The organism is Stenotrophomonas sp. Steno-Z10-BAI (assembly GCF_056393115.1).
Window position 1 is genome coordinate 235,911 of record NZ_JBWJOZ010000003.1, and the last position, 26,993, is coordinate 262,903.

Consider the following 26,993-nt stretch of genomic DNA (forward strand, 5'->3'; position numbering starts at 1 on the left):
TACGCGCGCCAGCCTGGCGCGAGGCCGCGCATGATCCGCCGCCTCCACGACACCAACGACCTGGTACGCGCGTTCCCGCGCGTGCACTTCGTCGGCATCGGCGGCACCGGCATGAGCGGCATCGCCGAAGTGATGCTGACGCTGGGCTATGAAGTGTCCGGTTCGGACAATGCCGACAACGCCGCGACCCGCCGCCTGGCCGGCCTGGGTGCGCGCGTGATGCGTGGCCACTCGGCCGCCAACGTGCTTGGCACCGACTGCGTGGTCGTCTCCAGCGCGATCCGCGATGACAACCCGGAACTGATGGAAGCGCGCAGCCAGCGCATTCCGATCATGCCGCGCGCGGCGATGCTGGCCGAACTGATGCGCTTCCGCCGCGGCATCGCGGTGGCCGGCACGCACGGCAAGACCACCACCACCAGCCTCACCGCCGCGGTGCTGAGCGAAGGCGGGCTGGACCCGACCTTCGTGATCGGCGGCCAGCTGCTCGCCGCCGGTGCCAACGCCAAGCTCGGCGGTGGCCAGTGGCTGGTGGCCGAAGCCGACGAAAGCGATGGCAGCTTCCTGCGCCTGAACCCGCTGGTCTCGGTGATCACCAACATCGATTCGGACCACCTGGAAAACTACGGCAACGATTTTGCCCGCGTCCAGGCCGCGTTCGCCGAGTTCCTGCAGCGCCTGCCGTTCTACGGGCTGGCGGTGCTGTGCATCGACGATCCGGAAGTGGCCGCATTGGCCGCGCAGACGCCACGCCATGTCATGAGCTATGGCATGAGCAGCAACGCTGACGTGCGTGCCGAGGATGTGGTCCAGGACGGGCCGCGCATGCATTTCACCCTGCGCCTGCCGGAAGGCAGCAGCCACCCGGTGACGCTGGCCCTGCCGGGCGAGCACAACGTGCTCAACGCGCTGGCCGCCGCCGCCGTGGGCTGGCAGCTGGGCGTGGCGCCGGAGGCGATCGCGCGTGCGCTGGAGAGCTTTGCCGGCATCGGCCGCCGCTTCAATGACCTGGGCATCGTCACCACGCACACCGGTGCCAAGGTCCGCGTGATCGACGATTACGGCCACCACCCGCGTGAGCTGGCCGCCGTGTTCGCTGCTGCCCGGGGTGGCTGGCCGAGCCAGCGCCTGGTCGTGGCGTTCCAGCCACACCGTTACAGCCGCACCCGCGATCAGTTCGATGCCTTTGCCGCGGTGCTGTCCGAAGTGGATGCGCTGGTGCTGAGCGAGGTGTACCCGGCCGGCGAAGCGCCGATCCCGGGCGCCGATTCGCGTTCGCTGGCCCGCGCCATCCGTGCGCGCGGCCGCAGCGAGCCGGTCGTGGTCGGCAACGCTGCCGAACTGGCGCACGTGCTGCCCGATGTCCTGCAGGACGGTGACCTGCTGCTGATGATGGGGGCCGGCGACATCGGCTACATCGCCCAGCAGATCGCCGGCGAAGGCTTCCAGGAGACCCCGGCGGCATGAACGCGCTGACCTTCCCGCCGCTGCGCCTCACCGACCCGGCCATGTTCGGCCGCGTCGCCGTGCTGCTGGGGGGTACCTCCAGCGAGCGCAACGTCTCGCTGGATTCCGGCCGCAACGTGATCGAAGCGCTGCGCGCGCGCGGCGTCGATGCGATCGCGGTCGACGGCATCCCGGCCCTGGCGCTCGCGCTGGTCGAGAAGCGCTTCGACCGCGTCTTCAACATTCTCCACGGCCATAACGGCGGTGGCGAAGATGGCATCGTGCAGGGCCTGATGGAAGCCTTCGGCGTGCCCTACACCGGCTCGGACGTGCTGGGCTCGGCGCTGAGCATGGACAAGATCCGCACCAAGCAGGTGTGGCTGTCGCACGGCCTGCCGACCCCGCGCTTCATCGCGCTGGACCAGGCCTCCGACGTCCACGCCGCCGCGGCCGAGCTCGGCCTGCCGGTGGTGGTCAAGCCGGCCAATGAAGGCTCCAGCGTCGGCATCAGCCGCGTGGTGGAAGAGGCCGGCCTGGATGAGGCGGTCGCGCTGGCGGTGCGCTATGACGGCCAGCTGCTGATGGAGCAGATGGTGGTCGGCGACGAGTTGACCGTGGCGATCCTGGGCGACCAGGCGCTGCCGTCGATCCGCATCGTGCCCAAGGGCCAGTGGTACGACTACAACGCCAAATACATCGCCGAGGACACCCAGTACCTGTGCCCGGGCCTGGAGGGCGAGGATGAAATCGAGATCCGCCGCCTCGCACTGGCCGCGTTCCGCGCCGCCGGTTGCCGTGGCTGGGGCCGGGTGGACGTGATGCGCGACCGCAGCAGCGGCGGCTTCTACCTGCTGGAAGTGAACACCGCGCCGGGCATGACCAGCCATTCGCTGGTGCCCAAGGCGGCCAGCCAGGCCGGGATCGGCTTCGAAGAGCTGGTCTGGCGCGTGCTGGAACAGACCCTGCCGGGTCACGCAGCACAGGAGCACCGCCACGCATGAACGCGGTGCTGCGCATCTTCGTCTGGTTGCTGGCCCTGTCGGTCGTGGCACTGCCGGTGGTGGCGGTGCTCAACGGCTGGGTCGGTGCCGAGCGGTGGCCGTTGGCCAAGCTGCGCGTGCACGGTGAGTTCAAGCGGGTGCCGGCCGAGCAGCTGCAGCAGGTGGTGCTGCCGTATGCGAAGTCCGGCTTCTTCGCGGTCAAGCTGCAGGATGCGCAGGACGCCATCGAGACGTTGCCGTGGGTGGAGAGCGCGCAGGTCCGCAAGCAGTGGCCGGACGTGCTGGAAATCACCCTGGTCGAGCACAAGCCGTTCGCGCGCTGGGGCCATGACCGCCTGCTCTCCGAGCAGGGCAAGTTGTTCGCCACGCCGAAGAAGCTGCAGGACCTGGAACTGCCCGACCTGGATGGGCCGGACAGCCAGACCGAAGAAGTGGTGGCGCTCTACAACGATGCGCGCGCGCTGTTCGCGCCGGCCGGCGTGGACGTCAAGCGGGTCACCATGGACGCACGCGGCAGCTGGTCGCTGGTGCTGAGCAATGGCACCGAAGTCGTCGTCGGCCGCGACGATGCCCGTTCGCGCCTCCAGCGCTTCGTACGCGTGCTGCCGCAGCTGGCCAATCAAGCGGCGCCGATCGAGCGCGCCGACCTCCGATACACCAATGGTTTCACGCTGAGCTGGGGTACCCCGGTTCCGGCCGCACCGGCCACGCCGGCCACTGTGGCGCACAGGACGCAGGACAGGACATGAATCGCAAGGGTGACAAATCACTGATCGTTGGTCTGGATATCGGCACCTCCAAGGTGGTGGCGCTGGTCGGCGAGTATTCGCCCGGCAATCCGATCGAGGTCATCGGCATCGGCTCGCACGAATCGCGCGGTCTAAAGCGCGGCGTGGTGGTGGATATCGAATCGACCGTGCAGTCCATCCAGCGTGCGGTCGAAGAGGCCGAGCTGATGGCCGGCTGCGAGATCCGCTCGGTGTATGCCTCGATCTCCGGCAACCACGTGCAGTGCAAGAACTCGCCCGGCATCGTGCCGATCCGCGACGGCGAAGTGACCTGGGGCGACCTGGATCGCGTGCTGGATGCGGCCAAGGCGGTAGCGATCCCGGCCGACCAGAAGATCCTGCATGCGATCCCGCGCGAGTACGTGCTGGACGATTCGCAGGAAGGCATCCGCAACCCGGTCGGCATGACCGGCGTGCGCCTGGAAGTGCATGCCCACCTGGTGGTGTGCGCACAGTCGGCCGCGGCCAACATCTCCAAGTGCGTGCAGCGCTGCGGCCTGCAGGTCGATGACCTGGTGCTGTCCTCACTGGCCTCCAGCGTGGCCGTGCTGACCGCCGACGAGCGTGAGCTGGGCGTGGTACTGGTCGACATGGGCGCCGGCACCACCGACCTGGCCGTGTTCGTGCAGGGCGCGATCTGCCACACCGCCTCGCTGCCGATCGCCGGCGACCACGTCACCAACGACATCGCGCACATGCTGCGCACGCCGACCCCGGAAGCCGAGCAGATCAAGGTGCGCTATGCCTGCGCCCTGGCCCAGCTGGCCACCGCCGAGGAGAGCATCCAGGTGCCCAGCGTCGGCGATCGTCCGCCGCGCCGGATGCCGCGCCACGCACTCGCCCAGGCGGTGCAGGGCCGTTACGAGGAAATCTTCGAGATGGTGCAGGCCGAACTGCGCCGTTCCGGTTTCGAGGAACTGGTGCGCGCCGGCATGGTGCTCACCGGTGGCGCCTCGAAGATGGAAGGCGTGGTCGAACTGGCCGAGGAAATGCTGCAGATGCCGGTGCGCGTGGGCATTCCGCAGCACGTCACCGGGCTGGGCGAAGTAGTGGGCAACCCGGTGCATGCCACCGGCGTGGGCCTGCTGCTGATGGGCAGCCAGATCGAACACCCGCGTCGCCCGTCGCTGCCCACCGGCCGCGCCGGCAGCATGTTCAAGAAGCTCAAAACCTGGTTCCGCGGCGAGTTCTGATCGCGGTTCGCAACACGCAGTACACATGCAATACGCGATAAGCAGTTCCCGAAAAATCCACGTAGTCCACGCAACACAGGCAACACCCCGCAGTGCGAAGTAGCAACACCGGCCCACGGGTCGTTCTTTGAAGCAGGCAATACCGCCGCGGTTGGCTCTATCCAGCCGGGCATACCAACTACAACTCGCCGGTACGACGGTGGGGAGGACAGGAGAAGGAATCTCCGAAGCCCCCGTCCCGCGTAAACGGCAACAAGAGGACACGGACATGGCGCATTTCGAACTGATTGAAAAGATGGCACCCAATGCGGTGATCAAGGTGATCGGCGTGGGCGGCGGCGGCGGCAACGCCGTGGCGCACATGGTCAGCACCAGTGTGGACGGCGTGGAATTCATCACCGCCAACACCGACTCGCAGGCCATCAAGAATTGTGGTGCCAAGCTGCAGCTGCAGCTGGGTACCAACGTCACCAAGGGCCTGGGCGCAGGCGCGAACCCGGAAGTCGGCCGCCAGGCCGCGCTGGAAGACCGTGAGCGCATCATGGACGCCCTGCAGGGGGCGGACATGGTGTTCATCACCGCCGGCATGGGCGGCGGCACCGGCACCGGTGCAGCCCCGGTCGTGGCCCAGCTGGCCAAGGAGATGGGCATCCTGACCGTCGCCGTGGTCACCAAGCCGTTCCCGTTCGAAGGCCGTCGCCGCATGCAGGTCGCGCTGAAGGGCATCGAAGAACTGAGCCAGCATTGCGATTCGCTGATCACCATCCCGAACGAAAAGCTGATCACCGTGCTGGGCCGCAACGCCACCATGATCCAGGCCTTCCGTGCCGCCAACGACGTCCTCCAGGGCGCCGTGCAGGGCATCGCCGACCTGATCGTGCGGCCGGGCCTGATCAACGTCGACTTCGCCGACGTGCGCACCGTCATGTCCGAAATGGGCCTGGCGATGATGGGCACCGGCACCGCGCGTGGCGATGACCGCGCCCAGGCCGCTGCCGAAGCCGCCATCCAGAACCCGCTGCTGGACGATGTGAATCTGGCCGGTGCCAACGGCATCCTGGTCAACATCACCGCCGGCGCCGACTTCACGATGGCCGAGTTCGACGAGATCGGCCGCACCATCGATGGCTTCGCTTCGGAAGATGCCACCGTGGTCGTGGGTACCGTGCTGGATCCGGACATGCAGGACGAAGTCCGCGTGACCGTGGTCGCCACCGGCCTGAACCGTGCCGTCACCGCCAAGACCCAGCGTCCGGGCGAGCGCGCACCGATCAAGCTGGTCCGCAACGCCACCACCGGCCAGCCGGAGTTCGGCGAGTTCGACAACGGCGGCGATGCGGTCTCCAAGGCCGTGGGCGGGATGGGCATGGGCATGGGCCTGCGTCGTCCGAGCGCCGACACCGTGGCCCCGTCGGCCCCGAGCGCATCGGGTCCGGCCGCCGCTGAACTGCCGAACGATTACCTGGACATCCCGGCGTTCCTGCGCCGCCAGGCGGACTGAGTACTGCGTGCCGGGGCCTTGTCCTCCCCGGTAAGCACCTCCATGTCCCATGCTGCCGGGCCAGGATCGGCCCGGCAGTCTGACCGCCGTCGTGCATCGCGCACGTCCGGGCAGTGCTGTCGACGCACCACGGTTCACGGAAGGGACAGCGGTAGTGCGTGTTATTCTTGTTTGTCACAGCCGCGCTGACCGCGCGCTTTCTGGTCCTGCACCCCGATGATTCCGCAACGCACCCTCAAGAACACGATCCGCGCCACCGGCGTTGGCCTTCACAGTGGTGACAAGGTCTACATGACCCTGCGCCCGGCCCCGGTCAACCACGGCATCGTCTTCCGTCGCGTCGATATGGACCCGGTGGTGGAAGTGCCTGCGCGTGCGGATCTGGTCACCGAAGTCACCCTGTGCACCGGCCTGACCTATCACGAGGCCAAGATCCAGACCGTCGAACACCTGATGTCGGCCCTGGCCGGCCTGGGTGTGGACAACATCATCGTGGAACTGTCCTCGGCCGAGCTGCCGATCATGGACGGTTCCTCCGGCCCGTTCGTCTTCCTGCTGCAGTCGGCGGGCATCGCCGAGCAGAACGCGCCGAAACGCTTCATCCGCATTCTCAAGACGGTGGAAGTCACCGATGGCGACAAGGTCGCCCGCTTCGAGCCGTACGAAGGCTACAAGCTCGGTTTCACCATCCAGTTCAACCACCCGATGATCCCGGCCAAGCAGTCGCGGGCGGAAATCGAGTTCTCGACCCTGGCCTACACCAAGGAAATCTCGCGCGCCCGGACCTTCGGCTTCATGCGGGATCTGGAGTACATGCGCGAGCGCAACCTGGGCCTGGGCGGTTCGATGGACAACGCCATCGTGCTTGACGAGTTCCGCGTGCTCAACGACGACGGCCTGCGCTACGCCGATGAGTTCGTGCGCCACAAGATCCTCGATGCGATCGGCGATCTGTATCTGGCCGGCGGCCAGGTGCTGGGCGCGTACGAAGGCTTCAAGTCGGGCCACGCGCTCAACAACAAGCTGGTGCGCGCGCTGCTGGCCGATGCCAGTGCATGGGAGTGGGTCAGCTATGACTCGCCCGCGGCCGCCGCACCGGTCGTCTACGGTCTGCCGGCGTACGCCTGAGTCAGGTGTGGGCGCAAGCCATTGATTTAAAAGGAAACGAGACGGCGCCCACGGCGCCGTTTCTGCGTTCAGGGCTGCGCAGGCGCGGAGCGCGGCGTGACCTTGACGTCAATGAACCGTGGGGGTGCACAGCGCACAGATTTGTGAACCTCATCAAGGTTTCTACCGAATTTAACGTTAATTTAATAAAACACTAACGACTGGCGGCGGTTCCGCCGCTACAGTGCAGACCGGCTCCCAGCCAAAGTTCACGTGATCGTGACGCGGCCGGGAAGGGGCGGGATGCCCCGATGGCTTCACGATTTGGAGGAATCCACATCGCGCAGACAAGCCAACGCGTCGCGTAGCCCTTTGTGCGTGGCGGCTGAAACAGCGTGGGGGCCATTCCTGTTGTCGATCGCTGGGGAGCGTGGGGGAGGGGCAGATGCTGTTTTGACGGTCACCTTGGTGACCTTCAGCCCGATGGACCGGGCCGCGTCGATCAACTGTGCTTCGGCAAGCCGGACCTTGGCGTGCCACACGGGAGATTCGACGAGAAAAACGAGGTGCTCGCCGTTTACATTCGCCAGCCGGCAACGGGTGGCCAGTGCAGGCGGCAAATGGGGGCGCAATTGACGGTCCAGCGCGTCGAGCCACAAGGCACGACGCAGCGGGTTACCGGCTTTGTCCGCCATGACCGCATCCAGCGCCGGCTTCGGCGTGGATGGGGAACGGGCACTGGATTTCGGCTCAGACATGAAAACTCACTGATGGCATTCAAAAAGATCGTAATCAAAACGCGTGAAGGACAGGCCAAGACGCCGCTGGCGCGTTTGCGTTTCTACTTCGAAGATTCCCCCCGGGCCCTGCTGGGCAGTGTGCTGGGGGTGGGCTGCCTGATCGGCTTCGGTGCCGGTATCGGTGGCAGCATGTTCAACGATTCCCGGCTCCACGCCAAGGTCGCACAGCAGGAACGCGAGCTGGCGCAGGCCCAGAAGGACGCTCAGACCCAGGTCAACGCGCTGGCTGCGCGGATGGGCGAGCTGCAGGCGCAGGCCACCCGTCTCAATGCGCTGGGCGAACGCCTCACCCAGATGGGCAAACTGGAAGACGGTGAATTCGACTTCAACGAGACCCCCGGCCTCGGTGAAGGCGAGCCCGGCCCGACCCAGGACATCCCGGTCAGCGCGGTCAACGCCGACTTACAGGTGCTGGAGCAGCGCTTTGCTGCTTCAGGCCGCCAACTGTCGGTGATGGAGTCGCTGATGTTCGACCACCAGCTCGAACAGAACGCCGTGCCCTCGCGCATGCCGATCCGCAACACCTACATCACCTCCAACTTCGGGACCCGCAGCGATCCGTTCGGTCGTGGTGCGGCCACCCACAAGGGCATGGATTTCCACGCCAAGGTCGGTGACCCGGTGATGTCGGTGGCCGACGGCGTGGTCAGCTTCGCCGGTGTGAAGGGCGGCTACGGCAATGTGGTCGATGTGGACCATGGCAATGGCTATGTGACCCGCTATGCGCATAATTCGCGCCTGGTGGTGAAGCCGGGCGATCTGGTCCGGGCCGGCCAAGAAGTGGCCAAGGCCGGTTCCACGGGCCGTTCCACCGGTGCCCACGTGCACTTCGAGGTCTGGGAACGCGGCCAGGTGGTCAATCCGCGCAAGTTCCTCGGTGATGGCGGCAATACCCCGGTCGGCCGCGTTTCGCGGGGCTGATCACGGTAACGAACTTGAACGGGGGTGCTTGAAACGCCGGACCCCCGTCCCAAGCTACAATGGGTGTTGCCATAGACAGGGCGCGGTGCGCCCTGTTTCGTTTGCGGCGTGCGCATCCCCTGGGGAGAGCGCCGCCGTTGGGGCGTCTCATTCCAACCGGTTCCTTCAATGATCAACAGCCTGCTTACCCGCGTCTTCGGCAGTCGTAATGAACGACAGCTGCGCCAGCTCAACCGCATCGTCGCCAAGATCAATGCGTTGGAGCCGGAAATCGAAAAGCTCTCCGACGAGCAGCTCAAGGCCAAGACCCCGGAATTCAAGCAGCGCATCGCTGACGGTGAGGCCCTGGACAAGGTGCTTCCCGAAGCGTTCGCGGTCTGCCGTGAAGCCAGCCGCCGTGTGCTGGGCATGCGCCATTACGATGTACAGCTGATCGGCGGCATGGTCCTGCACCTGGGCAAGATCGCGGAAATGCGCACCGGTGAAGGCAAGACCCTGGTCGCCACGCTGCCGGTGTATCTGAACGCGCTGGAAGGCAAGGGCGTCCACGTGGTCACCGTGAACGACTACCTGGCCCGCCGTGACTCGGCGCAGATGGGCAAGCTCTACAACTGGCTGGGCATGAGCGTGGGCGTGGTCTACCCGGGCATGCCGCATGGCGACAAGCGCGAGGCGTATGCCAGCGACATCACCTACGGCACCAACAACGAATTCGGCTTCGATTACCTGCGCGACAACATGGCGCTGTCCCGTGCGGACCGCTACCAGCGCGGCCTGCATTACGCGATCGTCGATGAAGTCGACTCGATCCTGATCGATGAAGCCCGTACCCCGCTGATCATCTCCGGCCCGGCCGATGATTCCCCGGAGCTGTACATCCGTGTCAACCGCGTCGTTCCGCACCTGATCAAGCAGGAGGCCGAGGAAGGCGAAGGCGATTTCTGGGTCGACGAGAAGGGCAAGCAGGTCCATCTGTCCGAAGCGGGCATGGAGCATGCCGAGGCACTGCTGGTGGAAGCCGGCATCCTCAATGCCGAGACCGAAGGCCTCTACGCCGCGCAGAACCTGACCGTGGTGCACCACCTCAACGCGGCGCTGCGTGCGCATGCGATCTACCAGCGCGACGTGGATTACATCGTGCGCGATGGCGAAGTGGTGATCGTGGATGAATTCACCGGCCGTACCCTGGCCGGCCGCCGCTGGTCCGATGGCCTGCACCAGGCGGTGGAAGCGAAGGAAGGCGTGCCGGTCCAGCGTGAGAACCAGACGCTGGCGAGCATCACCTTCCAGAACCTGTTCCGCATGTACAAGAAGCTGTCCGGCATGACCGGTACGGCCGATACGGAAGCCTACGAGTTCCAGAGCATCTACAACCTGGAAGTGGTGGTGATCCCGACCAACCGCCCGACCATCCGCAAGGACGGTTCGGACCAGGTGTTCCTCAACCGCAACGGCAAGTTCAACGCCGTGCTGGCCGATATCCAGGCCTGCAACGAGCGCGGCCAGCCGGTGCTGGTGGGTACCACCTCGATCGAAACCTCGGAGATGCTGTCCGAGCATCTGCGCAAGGCCGGTGTGCACCACGAAGTGCTCAACGCCAAGCAGCATGACCGCGAAGCGACCATCATCGCCAACGCCGGCATGCCGGGCGCGGTGACCATCGCCACCAACATGGCCGGCCGTGGTACCGACATCGTGCTGGGCGGTTCGCTGGAAGCGCAGCTGCATGAGCTGGGCGAAGAGGCGACGCCGGAACAGCGTGCCCAGGTCAAGGCCGAATGGCAGGTCCGCCACGATGCGGTCAAGGCGGCCGGTGGCCTGCACATCGTCGGCACCGAGCGCCATGAGTCGCGCCGTATCGATAACCAGCTGCGTGGCCGTTCGGGCCGCCAGGGCGATCCGGGTTCGTCCCGCTTCTACCTGTCGCTGGAAGACAACCTGATGCGCATCTTCGCCTCGGACTGGGTCCAGAAGGCGATGCGCATGATGGGCATGAAGGAAGACGACGTCATCGAGGATCGTCTGGTCAGCCGCCAGATCGAAAAGGCGCAGCGCAAGGTCGAAGCGCACAACTTCGATATCCGCAAGAATCTGCTGGACTTCGACGACGTCAACAACGATCAGCGCAAGGTGATCTACAGCCAGCGCGATGAGCTGCTGGATGCCGAATCGGTGAAGGACAACGTGGATGGCATCCGTGGCGATGTGATCTTCGATGTGGTGGCGCGCTTCGTGCCGCCGAACTCGATCGACGAGCAGTGGGACCTGCAGGGTCTGGAAGCAACGCTGGCATCGGACTTCGGCATCGACATGTCGCTGACCGAACTGGTCAAGGCACACGAAGAGCTGGATGCCGAGGGCATCGCCGAGAAGGTGCAGGCCAAGGTCGACGAGCATTTCGCGGCGAAGGAAGCCGGCGTGGGCGACGAGACCATGCGCGCGCTGGAGAAGCACGTGATGCTGACCGTGCTGGACCAGAGCTGGAAGGAGCACCTGGCACGCATGGATTACCTGCGCCAGGGCATCTACCTGCGCGGTTATGCGCAGAAGCAGCCGAAGCAGGAATACAAGAAGGAAGCCTTCGAACTGTTCTCGGAGATGCTGGAGAACGTGAAGCGCGAAGTGGTGACGTTGCTGGCGCGCGTGCGTATCCGCAGCGAAGAGGAAGTGGCGGCGCTGGAGCAGGCCGAGCGCCAGCAGGCGGAGGCACGTCTGCTGCAGTCGCAGTTCCAGCACCAGGACGCGGGCGGTTACGGTGCGGACGAAGAGGCTGCGCAGGTGGAGGCGGCGCAGAACGGCGTGGCGCAGGTCAGCCGCGATGAGCCGAAGGTCGGCCGCAACGATCCGTGCCCGTGCGGCAGCGGCAAGAAGTACAAGCACTGCCATGGTCAGCTGAGCTGATCGGTTGATTGGCTGATCGACTGATCGGCTGTTTGGAAGTGCTGAAGAAGCCCCGCCTGGTGCGGGGCTTTTTTGTGGTTCGTCGCCAACGGCGTGGCGCCTCGAATGTCCATGGCGTGAGGCGACCGGGCAGCCCCGTCCAGGACACGCCGTAAATACCTCCTTGTAGGCTCGACACCCGCATCCATGCGGGTGACGGTCCTTCCCGGAGCAGCCCGGTCGCCTCGTGACAGTAGGCTGCGGTAGCGGTGGGTAGATCAAGGACCGCTTTGCGCACTCCCACCACACGCGAGCGCCGTAGCGGCCGGCAGGATCCTGGGCAAAATCAAGGAGGAGGCCGTCGCCGCCAGGCGGCGGCCGGGGGACATTTGCCGAGGGGCCTGCCGGTCGCTGCGGGGCCCTTACGGTCGCGGCAGACGCGAACGGAGACACATGACGGTCCGCACTGCACCTCGACGACACCCGCGGGGGCATTGCGTCATCGGGTCGGCTTTGGGCATCCTCCGGGTATGTCATCTCCCCTTCGTTCGATCCATGTCGTGGCCGGCGTCATCACCGATGCCCGTGGCCGCATTCTGCTCAACCGTCGTACCGAGAACCGCGATATGGCCGGCCTGTGGGAATTCCCGGGCGGCAAGCGGGAAGCCGGCGAGACCTCCGAGGAGGCGCTGGTGCGGGAGCTGCGCGAGGAGCTGGGGATCGAGGCGGAGATCGGTGAGTGGATCATGGAGGTGCCGCAGATCTACCCGGACAAGCGGCTCCGTCTTGAGGTGCGCCGGGTCCAGGGCTGGAAGGGCTCGCCGCGGGGCCGCGAGGGGCAGGCGATCACCTGGGTGGCGCCGGACAAGCTCCACCGGTATTCGATGCCGCCGGCGGACCTGCCGGTGGTCGCGGCGTTGCGGCAGCCGGACCGGTACCTGATCACCCCCGAGCTGGAGGGCGAGGAGGACAGCGTCCACCAGGCCTGGCTGGGACGCTTGGCGCAGGCACTGGAGAGCGGGGTGCGCCGCGTACAGCTGCGCACGCCGTCCAGCCCGGCGCGGGTGGCGCTGGCCGAACGCGTGATCCAGCAGCATGGACCACGGACCCAGTGGCTGGTGAACCGGGACATCGACCTGGCCGGGCGGCTGGGGGTCGGGGTGCATCTTGGCAGTGAGCAGCTGCTGGCGCTGGGCGAGCGGCCGCTGCCGGCGGGTCAGCTGGTGGCGGCGTCCTGCCACGATCTGGCGCAGTTGCAGGCGGCGCAGCGGCTGGGATGTGATTTCGCGGTGCTGGGCCCGGTGCAGGCGACGACCAGCCACCCGGATGCCACGCCGCTGGGCTGGGCGGCCTTCGAGGCGCTGCGCGAGCAGGTGTCGTTGCCGCTGTATGCGCTGGGCGGGATGACACCCGGCGATATCGAGCAGGCGCGCCGCCATGGGGCGCAGGGCATCGCGGCGATCCGGTCGCTGTGGCCGGCTACAGCGTGATCCAGAAGCAGCCGTACTGACGGCGCAGGCCGAATACCGTACGGGCCGGGGTGGCGGCGCTGCCGAGGGTCTGTTCGATGCGCAGGCCGACCGGACGGGGACGTGAGGGGGGCTCGGCACTGCCCGCCGTGGCGAGTGCCGGATCGACCAGCGGCGGAGCCGTATCCGGGTAGACCGGCGCGATGTCGATCAGCGGGCGTTTCACCACCGATTCCAGCCGACCGATGATGGTGTTGGCGGTCGCGTTGGAGACGTTGCTCCAGAGGTAGATCGACGACAGCCGGTTGACGTCCTGCGCGCTGACCGCGTCGCGGATCTGCCCGGTCAGTTCACTGAGCCGGCGCGCGCAGCCGGCGCGGTAGATGCCGGTGTTGCCGACGCTCGCGGTGCGCGGGGGCATACGGGCGGTGGCCCCCAGTGCATCGCAGCGGCGATCGGTGAAGACGGTTTCGCCTTGGGCCGTGGTGCAGCGGTTCACGCGCTGCGGCGCCTGCGCCAGGACGGGGGGCGAAGGCAGGCACAGCGCACACAGCAGGAGCCACACGAACGGTTTCATCGCAGCAGCGTAGCGGCGTGGGCGTTATCTGCAAGCGATGCGTGGCGGCCTCACCCGCGCAGCAGTTTCAGCACCTGGGTGGTCGGCTTGGCCAGGTTGAGCGTGTAGAAGTGCAGGCCCGGCGCGCCGCCAGCGACCAGGCGTTCGCAAAGGCTGGCCACCACCTTGGCACCGAACGCGCGGACCGCTTCGGCATCGTCACCGTAGGCCTGCATGCGCTTGCCGATCCAACGCGGGATCTCCGCACCGCACTGCTCGGAGAAGCGCCGCAGCTGGCTGAAATTGGAGATCGGCATGATGCCTGGCACGATCGGCACGGTGACCCCCAGCTTGCGTACCGCATCGACGAAGTGGAAGTAGGCATCGGCGTTGAAGAAGTATTGGGTGATCGCCGCATCGGCACCGGCGTCGATCTTGGTCTTGAAGTGCTTCAGGTCCAGCAGCGCGTCATTGGCCTGCGGGTGGGTCTCCGGATACGCGCCTACTTCGATCCGGAACGCATCACCATGCTCGGCGCGGATGAAGCTGATCAGCTCGGAGGCATACCGCAGGTCGCCGGGGTGGCCCATGCCCGAGGGCAGGTCACCGCGCAGGGCGACGATGCGGCGGCAGCCGATCGCGCGGTACAGCTTGAGCAGTTCGCGGATCTCCTCGCGGCTGCCACCGACGCAGGACAGGTGCGGTGCCGCCTCGAAGCCATGGTGCTGCTTGAGGTGACGCACCGTCTCGGAGGTGTAGCTGAGCGTCGAGCCGCCGGCACCGAACGTACACGACACGTACTCCGGCGCGAACACCTTCAGCTTGGCCGCGGTCCGGTCCAGCTGGGCACGCTGCTCGTCGGTCTTGGGCGGATAGAACTCGAAGCTGATGGCGGTCATGGGCGGGGCGCGTCGGCGGGTGTGGTTTAATCATATCTCTTCATCGCGATGAATGTGAAGTGCGTGACAGTCGTCTGCACATCGCGCCGCCTACACTGAGCGTGACTTCATCGGAGCACCCGCCATGCAGATTCTCGTCACCGGTGGCACCGGCTTCATCGGCAGCCGCCTGTGCACGCGGCTGCTGGCCGCGGGCCATGACCCCATCGTCCTCACCCGCCGGCCCGGCCGGAACCCGCAGAAGGGCGTGCGCAGCGTTGCAGCGCTGGAGGAAGTCGGCCCGGTCCAGGCGGTGGTCAACCTGGCAGGCGAGCCGCTGATGGAGGGCCGCTGGACCGATGAACGCAAACAGGCGCTGCGCGATTCCCGGATCGGCACGACGCAGGCGCTGCTGGCCTGGATGGCCGCGCTGCCTGAACGGCCGAAGGTGCTGGTGTCCGGCTCGGCGATCGGTTGGTACGGTCCCCGCGACAGCGCGCCGCTGGATGAGACCGCCTCGCCCGGCCACGACTTCGCCGCGATGCTGTGCCGGCAGTGGGAGGCCGAGGCGCTCAAAGCCGAGGACCTTGGCGTGCGCACCTGCGTGCTGCGGACCGGCATCGTGCTCGAACGTGAGGGCGGCGCACTGCAGAAGATGCTGCCGCCGTTCCGGATGGGGCTCGGCGGGCCGATGGGCGATGGGCGGCAGTGGATGAGCTGGATCCATCGCGAGGACCTGGTCGGGATGATCCTGTGGCTGCTCACCACCGACCGGGCACGCGGCGCCTACAACGGCACGGCGCCCGGCACGGTCAGCAACCGGACCTTCGCCACCACGCTGGGCGAGGTGCTGCACCGTCCGGCGCGGCTGACCACCCCGGCATTTGCCTTGAAACTGGGCTTCGGTGAAATGAGCGGGCTGCTGCTGACCGGGCAGAACGTGCAGCCGGTGCACGCCTTGGCGGAGGGATTTGTCTTCCAGTATCCATCGCTGCCGGCGGCCTTGCAGGCCATCGTGGGCGCGCCGGATCGCTGAGGCGCGGATGTTCATCCGCCGCTGCCGACCGCTCATCGCCGGTCTGCGGCCGCTGCTCATGTAATTGCCCCTGCCGCGTCGACCCGCGCCACGCTTCATGCTCACCCAGCAGGAGCCTGCCATGTCGACCGTCCGTCCCCGCCGCATCTACTCCATCGCCCCGTTGACTGCGCTTGCGCTGACCGCATGGGCCACCTTGGTCAGCCCCGCCCATGCGGGCACCGAGCGCTTCCAGGATCTGCAGGTCGAGGTGATCGGCAGCGGCCGGCCGGTGCTGATGATCCCGGGCCTCAACAGCGGTGCCGACGTCTGGCGCGAGACCTGCGCCGCGCTGCAGCCGCAGGTGCAATGCCACCTGATCCAGCTGCCGGGCTTTGCCGGTGCGCCTGCGGTGGTCAGCGAAGACTTTCTGAGCGCCATGCGCGATCGCCTGCTGGCCTACAGTGCGGACCGCAAGCTCGATCATCCGGCCGTGATCGGCCACAGCCTCGGTGGTGTGCTGGCGCTGCAGATGGCGATCGCGGCGCCGCAGAAGGTCGGGCCACTGGTGATCGTCGATGCCCTGCCGTACTTCGGCGCGGTCCAGAATCCGGCCGCGACACCGGCCACGCTCACGCCGATGGCCGAGCAGATGCGGGCCGGCATGCTTGCCGCCGACGCCACGCAGTACGCGGCGCAGACCGACGCGGCGGTCGCCAACATGGCGCACGCCCCCGAGCATGTTGCGACCTTGAAGCAGTGGGGACGCGACAGCGATCGCGCCACCACCGCCAACGCGATGTACTCCATGACGATGACCGACCTGCGCCAGCCGATCGCCGGCATCACGGCCCCGGTGCTGGTGCTGGGCGCGTGGGCGGCCTATCAGCCGTATGGTGCGACCGAAGCCAGTACGCGGCAGGTATTCGCCACCCAGTACGCCGCGCTGCCCGGTGTGCGGATCGAGATGAGCCGCGCGGGCTACCACTTCCTGATGTGGGATGATCCGCGCTGGCTGCAGACGCAGATCCGGGGCTTCCTCGAGCTGCCTGCAGCGCCCTGATCGAGACCGGCGTGGAGACGATGAGCGAGAAGCGGGCAGCACGCGATACCGGTTTCTGGTGGCGCAACAGCGCGGTCTGGTTGGCCTACCTTGGCGTGAGCCTGCTGCTGGGGTTCACCTACGGCGGGCACTGGTCCGGCATCGTCCTGATCTCTGTGATGGTGTCGCTTTCCCTGTGGGTGGGCAGCGCGGTCATCCGCGGCTATGCGCTGCGGCATGACTGGTTGCAGCGCGATCTGCTGGGATTGACGTGGCGGCTGCTGCTCGCGGTGGTGATCGTGGCGGTGGCCACCCAGGTGCTCACCGCCGCCGCGCTGTTGCCCGCGTTGGCCTGGGACTGGGTGCAGCTGCCGGGACAGCGCGCAAACTATCGCCCGGCCGCTGTCTTCGGCTACTGGTTCAATACCGCCATCGTGCTGAGCGTGTGGTGCGCGCTGTGGACCGGCCGCCGCGCGCTGCAGCGTGCCCGGCACAGCGAGATGGCGCAGCTGCGCGCCGAAGCGCAGCGGGCGACGCTGGAGCATCAGGCGCTGCGTGCGCGGCTCAATCCCCATTTCGTGTTCAATGCGCTCAACAACCTGCGTGCACTGATCAATGAAGACCCGGCGCGTGCGCGCGACATGGTCACCCATCTATCCAGTACGCTGCGCCACGCCCTGGTGCATACCGACGGGGGCTGGGTCACCTTGGCCGAGGAGTGGCGCGTGGTGCAGGACTACCTGGCGGTGGAAGCGATCCACTACGAAGACCGCCTGCGGGTGCACACCGACATCGAGCCGGCCGCGCTGTCCGCGCGGTTGCCGCCGATGGCACTGCAGCTGCTGGTGGAGAATGCGATCAAGCACGGCATCGCAGTCCATCCCGGCGGCGGCGAGCTGACGATCCGCGTGCGCCTCGATGGTGGCTGGCTGCGGGTGGCGGTGGACAATCCGGCCGCGCACGACGCCACCAGCGAAGGCCACGGCATCGGGCTGGCCTATCTGCGCGCGCAGCTGGGCAGCGACGCGGCGCCCTCTTCATCCAGCCGGGGCACGTTCCTGCTGGAACGACTGGGCGAGCGCATGCTGGCCCGCCTGGAGGTGCAGCAATGAGTGCTTCACTTCGCGTGTTGATCGTGGATGACGCGCGACTGGCGCGCCGCGAGCTGCGCACCCTGCTGGCGGCGATCCCGTGGGTGGCGTGTGTCGGCGAGGCCGACGACGTGCCCGCGGCACGCGAGGCGATCCTGCGCGAACAGCCCGATCTGGTGTTGCTCGATGTGCAGATGCCCTCGGGCGAGGGCTTCGATGTGCTCGACGGACTGGAGACGGTGCCGATGGTGGTGTTCGTCACCGCTTACGACCAGTACGCGGTGCGCGCCTTCGAAACCAACGCGCTCGACTACCTGGTCAAGCCGGTGGAGGCAGGCCGCCTGCAGGCGGCGCTGGAACGCGGTCGGGAGCGCCTCTCGGCACCGGCCGCCCCCGCTGCGACGGACAGCGTGCGCGATGCGCTGGGTGCCGAGGATCAGGTGTTCCTGCGCGATGGGGAGCGCTGCTGGTTCGTGGCGCTCGGGGAGATCCGCAAGGTCGTCGTCGACGGCAACTACGCGCGGCTGTGGTTCCGCGACCAGAACGCGGTGCTGGCGCGCAGCCTCAGCACGCTGGAGGCACGGCTGTCGCCGGCGCTGTTCTTCCGCGCCAACCGCAACACCCTGGTCAACCTGCGTCGCGTGCGTGCGATCGAGCCCTCGCTGAGTGACGGATATGACTTGACCCTCGATGATGGCAGCCAGGTGGAGGTCTCGCGGCGGCAGGCCCGCGAGCTGCGTGAGCGGCTGGCGCTGTAGGGCGCGTGCCGCACGCGTTACCCTGTGTGGGATCTCCGCCGCCTGATTGTGCCCATGTCCATCGTCCTCACTGCGTTCGCCCGGCCCCGACTGTTTCCCCGCGTGCCGCGCGGCAACACCATCCAGGACTGCAGCGCCGAGCAGTTCGAACAGCACCTCAACACGCATGCGCCGTTCAAGGTGCTCGATGGCTACGCGCCCTTCTGCAAACTGCATGTGTACGAAAACTGGACCTCCACGCGCTGCCTGACCGTACCGATCACGGAGGCCAACCGTCACCAGCTGCGCAGTGGTTATGAAGCGCGCAACCGCGAGGAACTGCCGGTGCTGGTGCGCTGGTTTGAAGGCGTGGAATCGCCGCGCGCGAACTACCTGGTGGTGATCCTGTACAGCGCCGAGCAGTTGGCCAAAGAGGGCTCCCCCATCGATGCGGAGTGGGGCATCGTCGGCTGCATCTACACCGCCGAGCCGGAGGAAGTGCCGATGGCCCCGATCACCATGATGCGCAACGCGCTGGGGGTGGAAGAGGGTGGCTCCGGCGTGCCGCTGGATCGCGAGGCGTATCAGCGCGCGGTGGCGTTCTGGGACCGCAACGCCAATTGGCGGCCCTGAGGCGCTGGAGCCGCAGCGATGGCACGTTGATCGAAGACGACGGGGTAGTGCCGGCCGCTGGCCGGCTCTTCAGTCTGTCTGACGCATGAGGCAAGCGTCACGGGGAGCCGGCCAGCGGCCGGCACTACCGGTCAACGGGCTTTGCCGATGCTTGCGTAGCTGCCGCCGGTGAGCTGCATCAGATCGGCCGGTGCCAGCGCCACCTCCAGCCCACGCCGCCCGGCACTGACGTGCACGGTCGGCAGCATCTGCGCGCTCGCCTCCAGGAAGGTGCGGTGCTTCTTTTTCTGCCCCAGCGGGCTGATCCCCCCGACCAGGTAACCGGTCGCGCGCTGCGCCGCCTCGGCGTTGGCCATCTCGCACTTCCGGCAGCCGGCCGCTGCGGCGAGTGCCTTGAGGTCCAGGGTGCCGCTCACCGGCACGATCGCCACCAGCAGCTCGTGCTTCTCGGTGCTTGCCAGCAGTGTCTTGAACACCTGCGCCGGATCCAGCCCGAGCTGCTCTACTGCCTCGCCACCATAGGACGTGGCGGTGGCGTCATGGTGGTAGGACAGCACGCTGTGCGCGATGCCGAGCGTCTTGAGCAGGTTGATGGCAGGGGTCATGGGCGCATCGTAGCGTGGGGTGCGGCGTGTCGGCTTGACCCAGCCTATCGGACCAGGCGTACCGACCAACGGTCGGTACCTACCTCGTTCTGCGCACTGACCCACGGTCGGTGCCGCCCGCCTGGCAGGTCACGATCGTTGGTCGTGATGGCGCTCAACCCACAAAAAAAACGGGCGCCTTCCGGCGCCCGTCTGTTTTCAACGCAACTGGACCGGCATGCCGATCAGTAGCGGTAATGCTCCGGCTTGAACGGACCTTCCACCGGCACGCCGATGTAATCGGCCTGTTCCTGGCTCAGGGTGGTCAGCTTCACGCCGATCTTTTCCAGATGCAGGCGCGCCACTTCTTCGTCCAGCTTCTTCGGCAGCAGGTACACCTTCTTCTCGTAGCTGTCCTTGTTCGCCCACAGGTCGATCTGTGCGAGCGTCTGGTTGGCGAACGAGTTGGACATCACGAAGCTCGGGTGGCCGGTGGCGCAGCCCAGGTTGACCAGACGGCCGTCGGCCAGCAGGAAGATCGCATTGCCGTTGTCGAAGATGTACTTGTCGACCTGCGGCTTGATGTTGATCTTCTGCACGCCCGCCAGCGCGTTCAGCGCATCGACCTGGATCTCGTTGTCGAAGTGGCCGATGTTGCAGACGATGGCCTGGTCCTTCATCGCGCTCAGGTGCTCGATGCGGATGATGTCCTTGTTGCCGGTGGTGGTGACGTAGATGTCGCCACGGCCCAGGGTGGATTCCAGGGTGTTGACCTCGAAGCCTTCCATCGCGGCCTGCAGGGCGCAGATCGGATCGATCTCGGTGACCACGACGCGCGCGCCGTAAGCGCGCAGCGAAGCGGCGCAGCCCTTGCCCACGTCACCGTAGCCGCAGACCACGGCGACCTTGCCGGCCAGCATCACGTCCATCGCGCGCTTGAGGCCATCGGCCAGCGACTCGCGGCAGCCGTACAGGTTGTCGAACTTGCTCTTGGTGACCGAGTCGTTGACGTTGATCGCCGGGATCAGCAGGGTGCCGGCCTGGGCCAGCTGGTACAGGCGGTGCACGCCGGTGGTGGTCTCTTCGGAGACGCCCTTCCAGTCCTTGACCACACGGGCCCAGTAACCCGGACGCTCGGTGGCTACGCGCTTGAGCAGGTTCTTGATGACCTGCTCTTCGTGCGAGGCGGCCGTTTCATCGACCCAGGTGCTGCCGTTTTCGAGCTCATAGCCCTTGTGGATCAGCAGGGTCACGTCGCCGCCGTCGTCCACCACCAGCTCCGGGCCGGTCAGGGTGCCGTCGGGCAGGGTGAAGGTCAGCGCGTCCAGGGTGCAGTCCCAGTACTCTTCCAGGGTCTCGCCCTTCCAGGCGAACACCGGGGTGCCCGAGGCGGCGATCGCCGCAGCCGCGTGGTCCTGGGTCGAGAAGATGTTGCACGAGGCCCAGCGCACGTCGGCGCCGATGTCCTTCAGGGTCTCGATCAGCACCGCGGTCTGGATGGTCATGTGCAGCGAGCCGGTCACGCGCACGCCCTTCAGCGGCAGGGTGGCGGCGTGCTTGCGACGGATCGACATCAGGCCCGGCATTTCATGCTCGGCGATGTCCAGCTCCTTGCGGCCCCAATCGGCCAGGGAGATATCGGCAATCTTGTAATCGCCTTCGGTGGAGAAGTTCTTGGCAACAGCGTTCATTCAAAGCTCCGGTGTAATGACGAGTCGATACTCGTGTTCGCCGGGCGCCGTTGGAACCAATCCTGGCCACCGAGCCTGGCCGCCCCCGGACAAGGTCCGGAACGGTCGCAGCGCCCCTCGGTGGAGGGTCACCCATTATATCGTGGCCGGTTGCATTGGCATGAATCGGTCCCTGCCCCCAACCATCGGCAGGGGGGCGATCGGCGCGCGGCTGTTAAGGTCGGGGGTTCGTATCAGCACAGGCACAAAACATGACACGCACCCCCGGTCGACGCGCTCAGTGGCGCCATACCTTGATCCTCGGCCTGGCCCTGCTGGCGGTGCCGCCGTTGGCGCTGGCCGCCGCCCCGGCCGCGAAGACCACTGCGCCGACCGCAGCCGCCGCCAAGGGCGATCAGGGCGGCTACCAGCTGCCTTCGCCGGCCCTGCAGGCTGTTGTCGATGCACCGCGTGCCCCGACCCTGAGCCTGTCCCCGCGCCGTGATCTGGCCGCGCTGCTGCAGACGCCGCCGCTGCCGTCGATTGGCGACGTCGCCCAGCCCGAACTGAAGCTGGCCGGCCTGCGCATCAACCCGGCCACGCAGTCGGCCAGCCGCTTCAGCTTCGCCGACAAGCTGTGGCTGATGAGCGTGGCCGATGGCAAGGAGCGCCAGATCAGCGGGCTGCCGCAGCCGTTGTCGATCGCCACCTTTGCCTGGTCGCCGGACCAGAAGTACATCGCCTTCAATCAGGTGCACGCGGCCACCCACACCAATGAACTGTGGATCGTCGATGTCGACGCCGGTTCGGCGCGCCGCCTGGTCGGTGATCTGAACACGGTGATGGGCGATGGCTACAGCTGGCAGCCCGACAGCCGTGGCCTGCTGGTGATGCAGCAGCTCAAGGGCCAGGGTGCGGCACCGGCTGCTGGCGGCATTCCGACCGGCCCGGCGATCCAGCAGACCGAGGCCGACGCCGGTGTGCGCACGATCCGCACCTACCAGGACATGCTCAAGAACGAGGCCGATGCCCGCCTCTTCGACTACTACGCCAGCGCGCAGCCGGCCAAGGTCGCGCTCAACGGCGTGACCACGCCGCTGTCCACCGGTGGGGTGTACTGGGATGTCACCCTCTCCCCGGATGGCCGTTACCTGCTGAGCGAGCGGGTGGTGCGTCCGTACTCCTACCTGGTGCCCGCCAGCGCGTTCGCGCGTCGCATCGAAGTGCTGTCCGCGGTGGACGGCAAGCTCGAACACACCGTCGCCGACCTGCCGCTGAAGGAAGGCCTGCCGACCGGCAACGATGCGGTGGCCACCGGCGTGCGCCGGATCGACTGGCGCGCCGATGCCCCGGCGACCCTGGTCTGGGCCGAAGCCCAGGACGGCGGCGACCCGAACCGCGAGGCCAAGGTGCGCGACGCGGTGCTGATGCAGGCGGCCCCGTTCGATAAGCCGCCGGTCACGCTGGCGCAGCTGGGCAGCCGTTATGCGGGCATCCAGTGGGGCCGTGGCGATCTGGCGCTGCTCAACGAATCGTGGTGGAAGAACCGCGAGGTCAAGCAGTGGCGGATCGCGCCTGACCAGCCGGAGAAGGCGGCCGAGCTGTTGTCGGCGCGTTCCTCGCAGGACCGCTACAACGACCCGGGCCGCCCGGGCCTGGTGCGCGACGTCAACGGTCGCTCGCGGCTGCAGGTCAGCGCAGATGGCCGCAGCATCTTCCTGTACGGGCTGGGCGCCTCGCCGGAAGGCGACCGTCCGTTCGTGGATCGCCTTGATCTGGACAGCAAGCAGACCACCCGCCTGTTCCACTCGCAGGCGCCGTCCTACGCCGCGCCGGTGGCGCTGCTCGACCAGGAAGGCACCTCGCTGCTGTTGACCCGCGAGTCGCCCGATGAGCCGGCCAACTTCTACGTGCAGTCGCTGGCCGATGCCACCGCCGCCCCGACGGCGTTGACCCACTTCCAGCACCCGCTGCCGCAGCTGCGTGGGGTGAGCAAGGAGCAGATCCGCTACAAGCGCAACGATGGCGTCGACCTGACGGCCACGCTGATGCTGCCGCCGGGCTACAACGCGAAGAAGGACGGTCCGTTGCCGCTGCTGATGTGGGCCTACCCGGGCGAGTTCAAGACCGCCGAAGCGGCCAGCCAGGTCACCGATTCCCCGTACCGCTTCAACGCGATCAGCTACTGGGGCCCGCAGGCGTTCCTGGCCAAGGGCTACGCGGTGCTGGTCAGCCCCTCGATGCCGATCATCGGCGAGGGTGACAAGGAGCCGAACGACACCTACCTGCCGCAGCTGATCGCCAATGCCGAGGCGGCCGTGAATGAAGTGGTGCGGCGTGGCGTGACCGACCGTGAGCACATCGCGATCGGCGGCCACTCCTACGGTGCGTTCATGACCGCCAACCTGCTCGCGCATACCCGCCTGTTCAAGGCCGGCATCGCGCGCAGCGGTGCGTACAACCGCACGCTGACTCCGTTCGGCTTCCAGGCCGAAGAGCGCAACTACTGGCAGGCGCAGGACGTCTACCAGAAGATGTCGCCGTTCAACTACGCCGACAAGATCAAGGACCCGATCCTCTTCATCCACGGCGTGGACGACAACAACTCCGGCACGTTCCCGATCCAGAGCGAGCGCATGTTCGCCGCGGTGAAGGGGCTGGGCGGTACCTCGCGCCTGGTGATGCTGCCCAATGAATCGCATGCTTACCGTGCACGCGAATCGATCATGACCATGCTGGCCGAGAGCGAGCGCTGGCTGGAGCAGACCGTCGGTCCGGGCAAGCCGATCAAGAAGCAGCGCTGAGGCGGGAGGTACCGGCCGTTGGCCGGTACGGGAAAGGATGGGGAGTGCCGGCCGTTGGCGGCCGGCACTACCAGATGTAACTATTTGCGCGACGCAGCAATGACCCCATTGTGGGTTAGGCTTGAGCGGATTCCGTTCCCGAGGCCAGTGCGTCGCAGATGAACGAGTACCGTAGCAGCATCGTTTTTGCCACTCCCGATATTCCCCTGCGTGACGATGTACGCCGACTCGGCGCACTGGTCGGCGACCTGCTCGCCGAGCAGGTCTCCACGCAGTTTTTCGATGATGTGGAACAGGTGCGTACGCGCGCCATCGCCCGCCGCGAAAGCGACGCCCCGCTGTCCGATCTCAACGACGTCCTGACCGGCCTGCCGCCGGCGCGCGCCGAAGCGATGGTGCGTGCCTTCAGCACCTACTTCCAGGTGGTGAACATCGCCGAGCGCGTGCACCGCATCCGCCGCCGCCGCGACTACCAGCGTGCCGGTACGGCCACGCCGCAGCCGGATGGCCTGCAGGACGCACTGGTCAAGCTCAAAGCGCAGGGCGTGACCCTGGCCGAGCTGGCGCAGTGGCTGCCGCGCATCGATATCGAGCCGGTGTTCACCGCGCATCCGACCGAAGCAGTCCGCCGCGCGCTGCTGGAAAAAGAGCAGTTGATGGTCGCCAGCCTGGTCGACAACCTGGACGGCCAGCGCACGCCGGGTGAAGCCGCCGCCGACGCGGCGCGTTTCCGCATGGCCCTGACGGCGTCGTGGCAGACCACCGATTCCTCGCCCGTGCGCCCCACCGTGGACGACGAGCGGGAGCATGTCGGCTTCTATCTGGTGCAGGTGCTGTACCGGGTGATTCCGGTGCTGTACGAATCGCTGCAGCAGGCGCTGCTGGATACCTACGGCGAGGAACTGCCGCTGCCGCGCCTGCTGCGCTTCGGCACGTGGGTGGGCGGTGACATGGACGGCAATCCCAACGTGGATGCCGGCACCATCCGCAACACGCTCGATGCGCAGCGCCAGGCCGTACTCGGCCGCTACCAGAAAGACCTGCTGCAGCTGGCCAGCCTGCTCAGCCAGTCCACCGAGCGGGTGGCGGTCAGCGATGCGCTGCAGGCGCGCGTGGACCATTACAAAACGCTGCTGCCCAAGGTCACCTCGCGGCCGCGTCACGCCGATATGCCCTATCGCCTGCTCAACGACCGCATGCGCGCACGCGTGCAGGCGACGATGGACGATGCGGACGGTGCGTATGCGTCCCCACAGGAGCTGACCGACGACATCGAGCTGATCCTGCGCAGCCTGCACGACAACAAGGGCGACCATGCCGGCGGTTTCGCGGTGCGTCGCTTGTTGTGGCGGGTACGCACCTTCGGCTTCCACCTGGCGCGGTTGGATGTGCGCCAGGAGTCCAGCGTGCACGGCCGGGCGCTGGCCAGCGTGCTGGATGGGCAGGAGGCCTGGGACGCCGCTGATGCGGTCACCCGCGCGGCGCGCCTGGCCCCGTTCGCCAGTGGCGAGCAGGCGCTGCCCGCGAGCAACGAAGAAGGCGGCGAACGGCTGGATGCAGTGTTCGCGGCGCTGGCCGATGCCCGTCATCGGCACGGCGCCGACGCGTTGGGCAGCTACATCATCTCGATGGCGCATGATCGCAGCGATGTGCTCGCCGTGCTTGCGCTGGCCCGTCGCGGCGGCCTGGTCGATGACGCCGGCGCGGTGCCGCTGGACATCGCGCCGCTGTTCGAAACGGTGGACGATCTCAAGCGCGGTACCGACACCCTGCGCGATCTGCTGGCCGACCCGGTCTACCGCACCCATCTGGCCTCGCGCGGTGATGTGCAGATGGTGATGCTCGGCTATTCGGACAGTGGCAAGGACGGTGGTATCGCGGCCTCGCGCTGGGGCCTGCAACGTGCCCAGGTGGAACTGCTGGATGTGGCCGCCGAGAACGACATCCGGCTGACCTTCTTCCACGGCCGTGGCGGCTCGATCAGCCGCGGCGGCGGCAAGACCACGCACGCCGTGGATGCCTCGCCGCGTGGCAGCATCGACGGCCGTCTGCGCGTGACCGAGCAGGGCGAAGTGATCCATCGCAAGTACGGCATCCGTGCACTGGCGCTGCGCTCACTGGAGCAGTCCACCGGTGCGGTGCTGCGCTCCAGCCTGCGTCCGCGCGCAGCGGAACCGCGCGAGGAACAGTGGCGCCCGGTGATGGACCTGATCGCGCAGAAGAGTTCGGAGGCGTACCGCGCCTTCGTCGGCCAGAAAGACTTCATGCAGTACTTCCGCCTGTCCACGCCCATCGACGTGATCGAGCGGATGACCTTGGGCTCACGCCCTTCGCGCCGTCTGGGCGAGGATGCCGCACTGACCAACCTGCGCGCGATTCCGTGGGTGTTCGCCTGGAGCCAGGCGCGGGCCGTGATTCCGGGCTGGTATGGCGTCGGCAGTGGCCTGCAGGCGGCGATCGACGCTGGTCACGAAGGCCTCCTGAAAGAGATGGCGCGCGACTGGCCGTTCTTCAGCACCTTCCTGGACGACATCGCGATGGTGCTGTCCAAGGGCGACCTGACCATCGCCGAACAGTTCTCGCAGCTGTCCGGTGCGTTGCATGGCCGCTTCTTCCCGCAGATCCAGGGCGAGCTGGAGCTCACCTCGCAGTGGATCCTGGCGTTGACCGGGCAGGATGAACTGCTGCAGCACGATCAGCGCCTGGCACTGTCGATCCGCCTGCGTAACCCCTACATCGATCCGATCAGCGTGTTGCAGGTGGACCTGCTGCGCCGCTGGCGTGAAAGCGGGGGCGAAGACGATGACGTACTGCGCGCGCTGGTGGCGTGTGTGAACGGTGTTTCTCAGGGCGTACAGAACACCGGGTAGGCCATGA

General features: G+C 66.9%; 21 protein-coding genes and 1 riboswitch. Of the genes, 16 read left to right on the forward strand and 5 right to left on the reverse strand.

Annotated features, from left to right (window positions below; translation table 11 throughout):
- Window positions 1-30: 30 nt before the first annotated feature.
- From murC to lpxC, 6 genes are all read left to right on the forward strand, one after another.
- Window positions 31-1,467 (forward strand): UDP-N-acetylmuramate--L-alanine ligase, encoded by a 1,437-nt coding sequence (murC, locus tag AC06E9_RS09875; RefSeq protein ID WP_121042706.1) that lies wholly within the window; start codon window positions 31-33, stop codon window positions 1,465-1,467.
- The gene (locus AC06E9_RS09880) at window positions 1,464-2,447 is read left to right on the forward strand and encodes a D-alanine--D-alanine ligase (RefSeq protein ID WP_478055984.1); all 984 of its coding nucleotides are present in this window, start codon (window positions 1,464-1,466) and stop codon (window positions 2,445-2,447) included. Before murC ends, AC06E9_RS09880 begins: the two co-directional genes overlap by 4 nt.
- A complete protein-coding gene (locus AC06E9_RS09885; protein WP_121042710.1) occupies window positions 2,444-3,196 on the forward strand; it encodes a cell division protein FtsQ/DivIB in 753 nt (250 codons plus the stop codon). Before AC06E9_RS09880 ends, AC06E9_RS09885 begins: the two co-directional genes overlap by 4 nt.
- Window positions 3,193-4,428 carry a cell division protein FtsA gene (ftsA, locus tag AC06E9_RS09890; protein ID WP_017355446.1) on the forward strand — a complete coding sequence of 412 codons (1,236 nt, stop codon included), beginning with the start codon at window positions 3,193-3,195 and terminating at the stop codon, window positions 4,426-4,428. Before AC06E9_RS09885 ends, ftsA begins: the two co-directional genes overlap by 4 nt.
- A gap of 268 nt (window positions 4,429-4,696) precedes the next feature.
- On the forward strand, window positions 4,697-5,929 hold the full coding sequence (ftsZ, locus tag AC06E9_RS09895; protein ID WP_019182482.1) for a cell division protein FtsZ: 1,233 nt from the start codon (window positions 4,697-4,699) through the stop codon (window positions 5,927-5,929).
- 216 nt (window positions 5,930-6,145) lie between these two features.
- A complete protein-coding gene (gene lpxC, locus AC06E9_RS09900; RefSeq protein ID WP_461770637.1) occupies window positions 6,146-7,057 on the forward strand; it encodes a UDP-3-O-acyl-N-acetylglucosamine deacetylase in 912 nt (303 codons plus the stop codon).
- Window positions 7,058-7,353: 296 nt separating this feature from the next.
- Here the strand turns inward: lpxC and AC06E9_RS09905 are convergent, their stop codons facing one another.
- Window positions 7,354-7,794, reverse strand: coding sequence for a DciA family protein (locus AC06E9_RS09905; RefSeq protein ID WP_026069663.1), 441 nt, complete (start codon window positions 7,792-7,794; stop codon window positions 7,354-7,356).
- Between the two features lie 12 nt (window positions 7,795-7,806).
- Here AC06E9_RS09905 and AC06E9_RS09910 point away from each other — a divergent pair, with 12 nt between their 5' ends.
- The 3 genes from AC06E9_RS09910 (at window position 7,807) to AC06E9_RS09920 (ending at window position 13,127) form a co-directional block, all read left to right on the forward strand.
- Window positions 7,807-8,757 (forward strand): M23 family metallopeptidase, encoded by a 951-nt coding sequence (locus AC06E9_RS09910; protein WP_019182479.1) that lies wholly within the window; start codon window positions 7,807-7,809, stop codon window positions 8,755-8,757.
- Window positions 8,758-8,925: 168 nt separating this feature from the next.
- Window positions 8,926-11,658, forward strand: coding sequence for a preprotein translocase subunit SecA (gene secA / locus AC06E9_RS09915; RefSeq protein WP_152152372.1), 2,733 nt, complete (start codon window positions 8,926-8,928; stop codon window positions 11,656-11,658).
- 509 nt (window positions 11,659-12,167) lie between these two features.
- The gene (locus AC06E9_RS09920; RefSeq protein WP_152152370.1) at window positions 12,168-13,127 is read left to right on the forward strand and encodes a Nudix family hydrolase; all 960 of its coding nucleotides are present in this window, start codon (window positions 12,168-12,170) and stop codon (window positions 13,125-13,127) included.
- On the opposite strand, the gene AC06E9_RS09925 is transcribed toward AC06E9_RS09920, so the two are convergent.
- Together AC06E9_RS09925 and metF are read right to left on the reverse strand one after the other, a co-directional pair.
- On the reverse strand, window positions 13,117-13,683 hold the full coding sequence (locus tag AC06E9_RS09925) for a hypothetical protein (RefSeq protein WP_282258209.1): 567 nt from the start codon (window positions 13,681-13,683) through the stop codon (window positions 13,117-13,119). The two genes, AC06E9_RS09920 and AC06E9_RS09925, sit on opposite strands and share 11 nt — an antisense overlap.
- 50 nt (window positions 13,684-13,733) lie before the next feature.
- Window positions 13,734-14,561, reverse strand: coding sequence for a methylenetetrahydrofolate reductase [NAD(P)H] (gene metF / locus AC06E9_RS09930; protein WP_478055985.1), 828 nt, complete (start codon window positions 14,559-14,561; stop codon window positions 13,734-13,736).
- Between the two features lie 124 nt (window positions 14,562-14,685).
- On the opposite strand from metF, the gene AC06E9_RS09935 reads away from it, so the two are divergent.
- The 5 genes from AC06E9_RS09935 to AC06E9_RS09955 all read left to right on the forward strand — a co-directional run bounded on the left by AC06E9_RS09935 (window position 14,686) and on the right by AC06E9_RS09955 (window position 19,058).
- A complete protein-coding gene (locus tag AC06E9_RS09935) occupies window positions 14,686-15,576 on the forward strand; it encodes a TIGR01777 family oxidoreductase (protein ID WP_461770635.1) in 891 nt (296 codons plus the stop codon).
- A gap of 121 nt (window positions 15,577-15,697) precedes the next feature.
- A complete protein-coding gene (locus AC06E9_RS09940) occupies window positions 15,698-16,618 on the forward strand; it encodes an alpha/beta fold hydrolase (RefSeq protein WP_478055986.1) in 921 nt (306 codons plus the stop codon).
- A 20-nt stretch (window positions 16,619-16,638) separates the two neighbouring features.
- A complete protein-coding gene (locus tag AC06E9_RS09945; RefSeq protein ID WP_478055987.1) occupies window positions 16,639-17,709 on the forward strand; it encodes a sensor histidine kinase in 1,071 nt (356 codons plus the stop codon).
- Window positions 17,706-18,446, forward strand: a complete 741-nt coding sequence (locus AC06E9_RS09950) for a LytR/AlgR family response regulator transcription factor (RefSeq protein ID WP_121042726.1) — start codon at window positions 17,706-17,708, stop codon at window positions 18,444-18,446. The genes AC06E9_RS09945 and AC06E9_RS09950 overlap by 4 nt, the downstream gene beginning before the upstream one ends.
- A 54-nt stretch (window positions 18,447-18,500) precedes the next feature.
- Window positions 18,501-19,058 carry a DUF3228 family protein gene (locus tag AC06E9_RS09955; protein ID WP_152152360.1) on the forward strand — a complete coding sequence of 186 codons (558 nt, stop codon included), beginning with the start codon at window positions 18,501-18,503 and terminating at the stop codon, window positions 19,056-19,058.
- A gap of 131 nt (window positions 19,059-19,189) precedes the next feature.
- Here AC06E9_RS09955 and ybaK read toward each other — a convergent pair whose 3' ends face one another.
- Together ybaK and ahcY are read right to left on the reverse strand one after the other, a co-directional pair.
- The gene (gene ybaK / locus AC06E9_RS09960; RefSeq protein WP_121042730.1) at window positions 19,190-19,663 is read right to left on the reverse strand and encodes a Cys-tRNA(Pro) deacylase; all 474 of its coding nucleotides are present in this window, start codon (window positions 19,661-19,663) and stop codon (window positions 19,190-19,192) included.
- 224 nt (window positions 19,664-19,887) lie between these two features.
- Window positions 19,888-21,333, reverse strand: coding sequence for an adenosylhomocysteinase (gene ahcY, locus AC06E9_RS09965; RefSeq protein ID WP_478055988.1), 1,446 nt, complete (start codon window positions 21,331-21,333; stop codon window positions 19,888-19,890).
- Between the two features lie 35 nt (window positions 21,334-21,368).
- Window positions 21,369-21,458, reverse strand: a riboswitch (S-adenosyl-L-homocysteine riboswitch).
- Between the two features lie 126 nt (window positions 21,459-21,584).
- On the opposite strand from ahcY, the gene AC06E9_RS09970 reads away from it, so the two are divergent.
- Window positions 21,585-24,116: an alpha/beta hydrolase family protein gene (locus tag AC06E9_RS09970; protein ID WP_478055989.1), complete on the forward strand. Its 2,532-nt coding sequence runs from the start codon at window positions 21,585-21,587 to the stop codon at window positions 24,114-24,116.
- A 158-nt stretch (window positions 24,117-24,274) separates the two neighbouring features.
- A complete protein-coding gene (ppc, locus tag AC06E9_RS09975) occupies window positions 24,275-26,986 on the forward strand; it encodes a phosphoenolpyruvate carboxylase (protein ID WP_478055990.1) in 2,712 nt (903 codons plus the stop codon).
- Window positions 26,987-26,993 lie beyond the last annotated feature (7 nt).

Coding starts and splice junctions, on each gene's coding strand:
- ftsA (WP_017355446.1), top strand. CDS start 3,193: ATGAATCGCAAGGGTGACAAATCACTGATCGTTGGTCTGGATATCGGC.
- AC06E9_RS09905 (WP_026069663.1), bottom strand. CDS start 7,794: ATGTCTGAGCCGAAATCCAGTGCCCGTTCCCCATCCACGCCGAAGCCG.
- AC06E9_RS09955 (WP_152152360.1), top strand. CDS start 18,501: ATGTCCATCGTCCTCACTGCGTTCGCCCGGCCCCGACTGTTTCCCCGC.
- AC06E9_RS09935 (WP_461770635.1), top strand. CDS start 14,686: ATGCAGATTCTCGTCACCGGTGGCACCGGCTTCATCGGCAGCCGCCTG.
- AC06E9_RS09970 (WP_478055989.1), top strand. CDS start 21,585: ATGACACGCACCCCCGGTCGACGCGCTCAGTGGCGCCATACCTTGATC.
- murC (WP_121042706.1), top strand. CDS start 31: ATGATCCGCCGCCTCCACGACACCAACGACCTGGTACGCGCGTTCCCG.
- metF (WP_478055985.1), bottom strand. CDS start 14,561: ATGACCGCCATCAGCTTCGAGTTCTATCCGCCCAAGACCGACGAGCAG.
- AC06E9_RS09885 (WP_121042710.1), top strand. CDS start 2,444: ATGAACGCGGTGCTGCGCATCTTCGTCTGGTTGCTGGCCCTGTCGGTC.
- AC06E9_RS09925 (WP_282258209.1), bottom strand. CDS start 13,683: ATGAAACCGTTCGTGTGGCTCCTGCTGTGTGCGCTGTGCCTGCCTTCG.
- AC06E9_RS09920 (WP_152152370.1), top strand. CDS start 12,168: ATGTCATCTCCCCTTCGTTCGATCCATGTCGTGGCCGGCGTCATCACC.
- AC06E9_RS09950 (WP_121042726.1), top strand. CDS start 17,706: ATGAGTGCTTCACTTCGCGTGTTGATCGTGGATGACGCGCGACTGGCG.
- ppc (WP_478055990.1), top strand. CDS start 24,275: ATGAACGAGTACCGTAGCAGCATCGTTTTTGCCACTCCCGATATTCCC.
- AC06E9_RS09880 (WP_478055984.1), top strand. CDS start 1,464: ATGAACGCGCTGACCTTCCCGCCGCTGCGCCTCACCGACCCGGCCATG.
- AC06E9_RS09945 (WP_478055987.1), top strand. CDS start 16,639: ATGAGCGAGAAGCGGGCAGCACGCGATACCGGTTTCTGGTGGCGCAAC.
- ahcY (WP_478055988.1), bottom strand. CDS start 21,333: ATGAACGCTGTTGCCAAGAACTTCTCCACCGAAGGCGATTACAAGATT.
- ftsZ (WP_019182482.1), top strand. CDS start 4,697: ATGGCGCATTTCGAACTGATTGAAAAGATGGCACCCAATGCGGTGATC.
- secA (WP_152152372.1), top strand. CDS start 8,926: ATGATCAACAGCCTGCTTACCCGCGTCTTCGGCAGTCGTAATGAACGA.
- AC06E9_RS09910 (WP_019182479.1), top strand. CDS start 7,807: ATGGCATTCAAAAAGATCGTAATCAAAACGCGTGAAGGACAGGCCAAG.
- lpxC (WP_461770637.1), top strand. CDS start 6,146: ATGATTCCGCAACGCACCCTCAAGAACACGATCCGCGCCACCGGCGTT.
- ybaK (WP_121042730.1), bottom strand. CDS start 19,663: ATGACCCCTGCCATCAACCTGCTCAAGACGCTCGGCATCGCGCACAGC.
- AC06E9_RS09940 (WP_478055986.1), top strand. CDS start 15,698: ATGTCGACCGTCCGTCCCCGCCGCATCTACTCCATCGCCCCGTTGACT.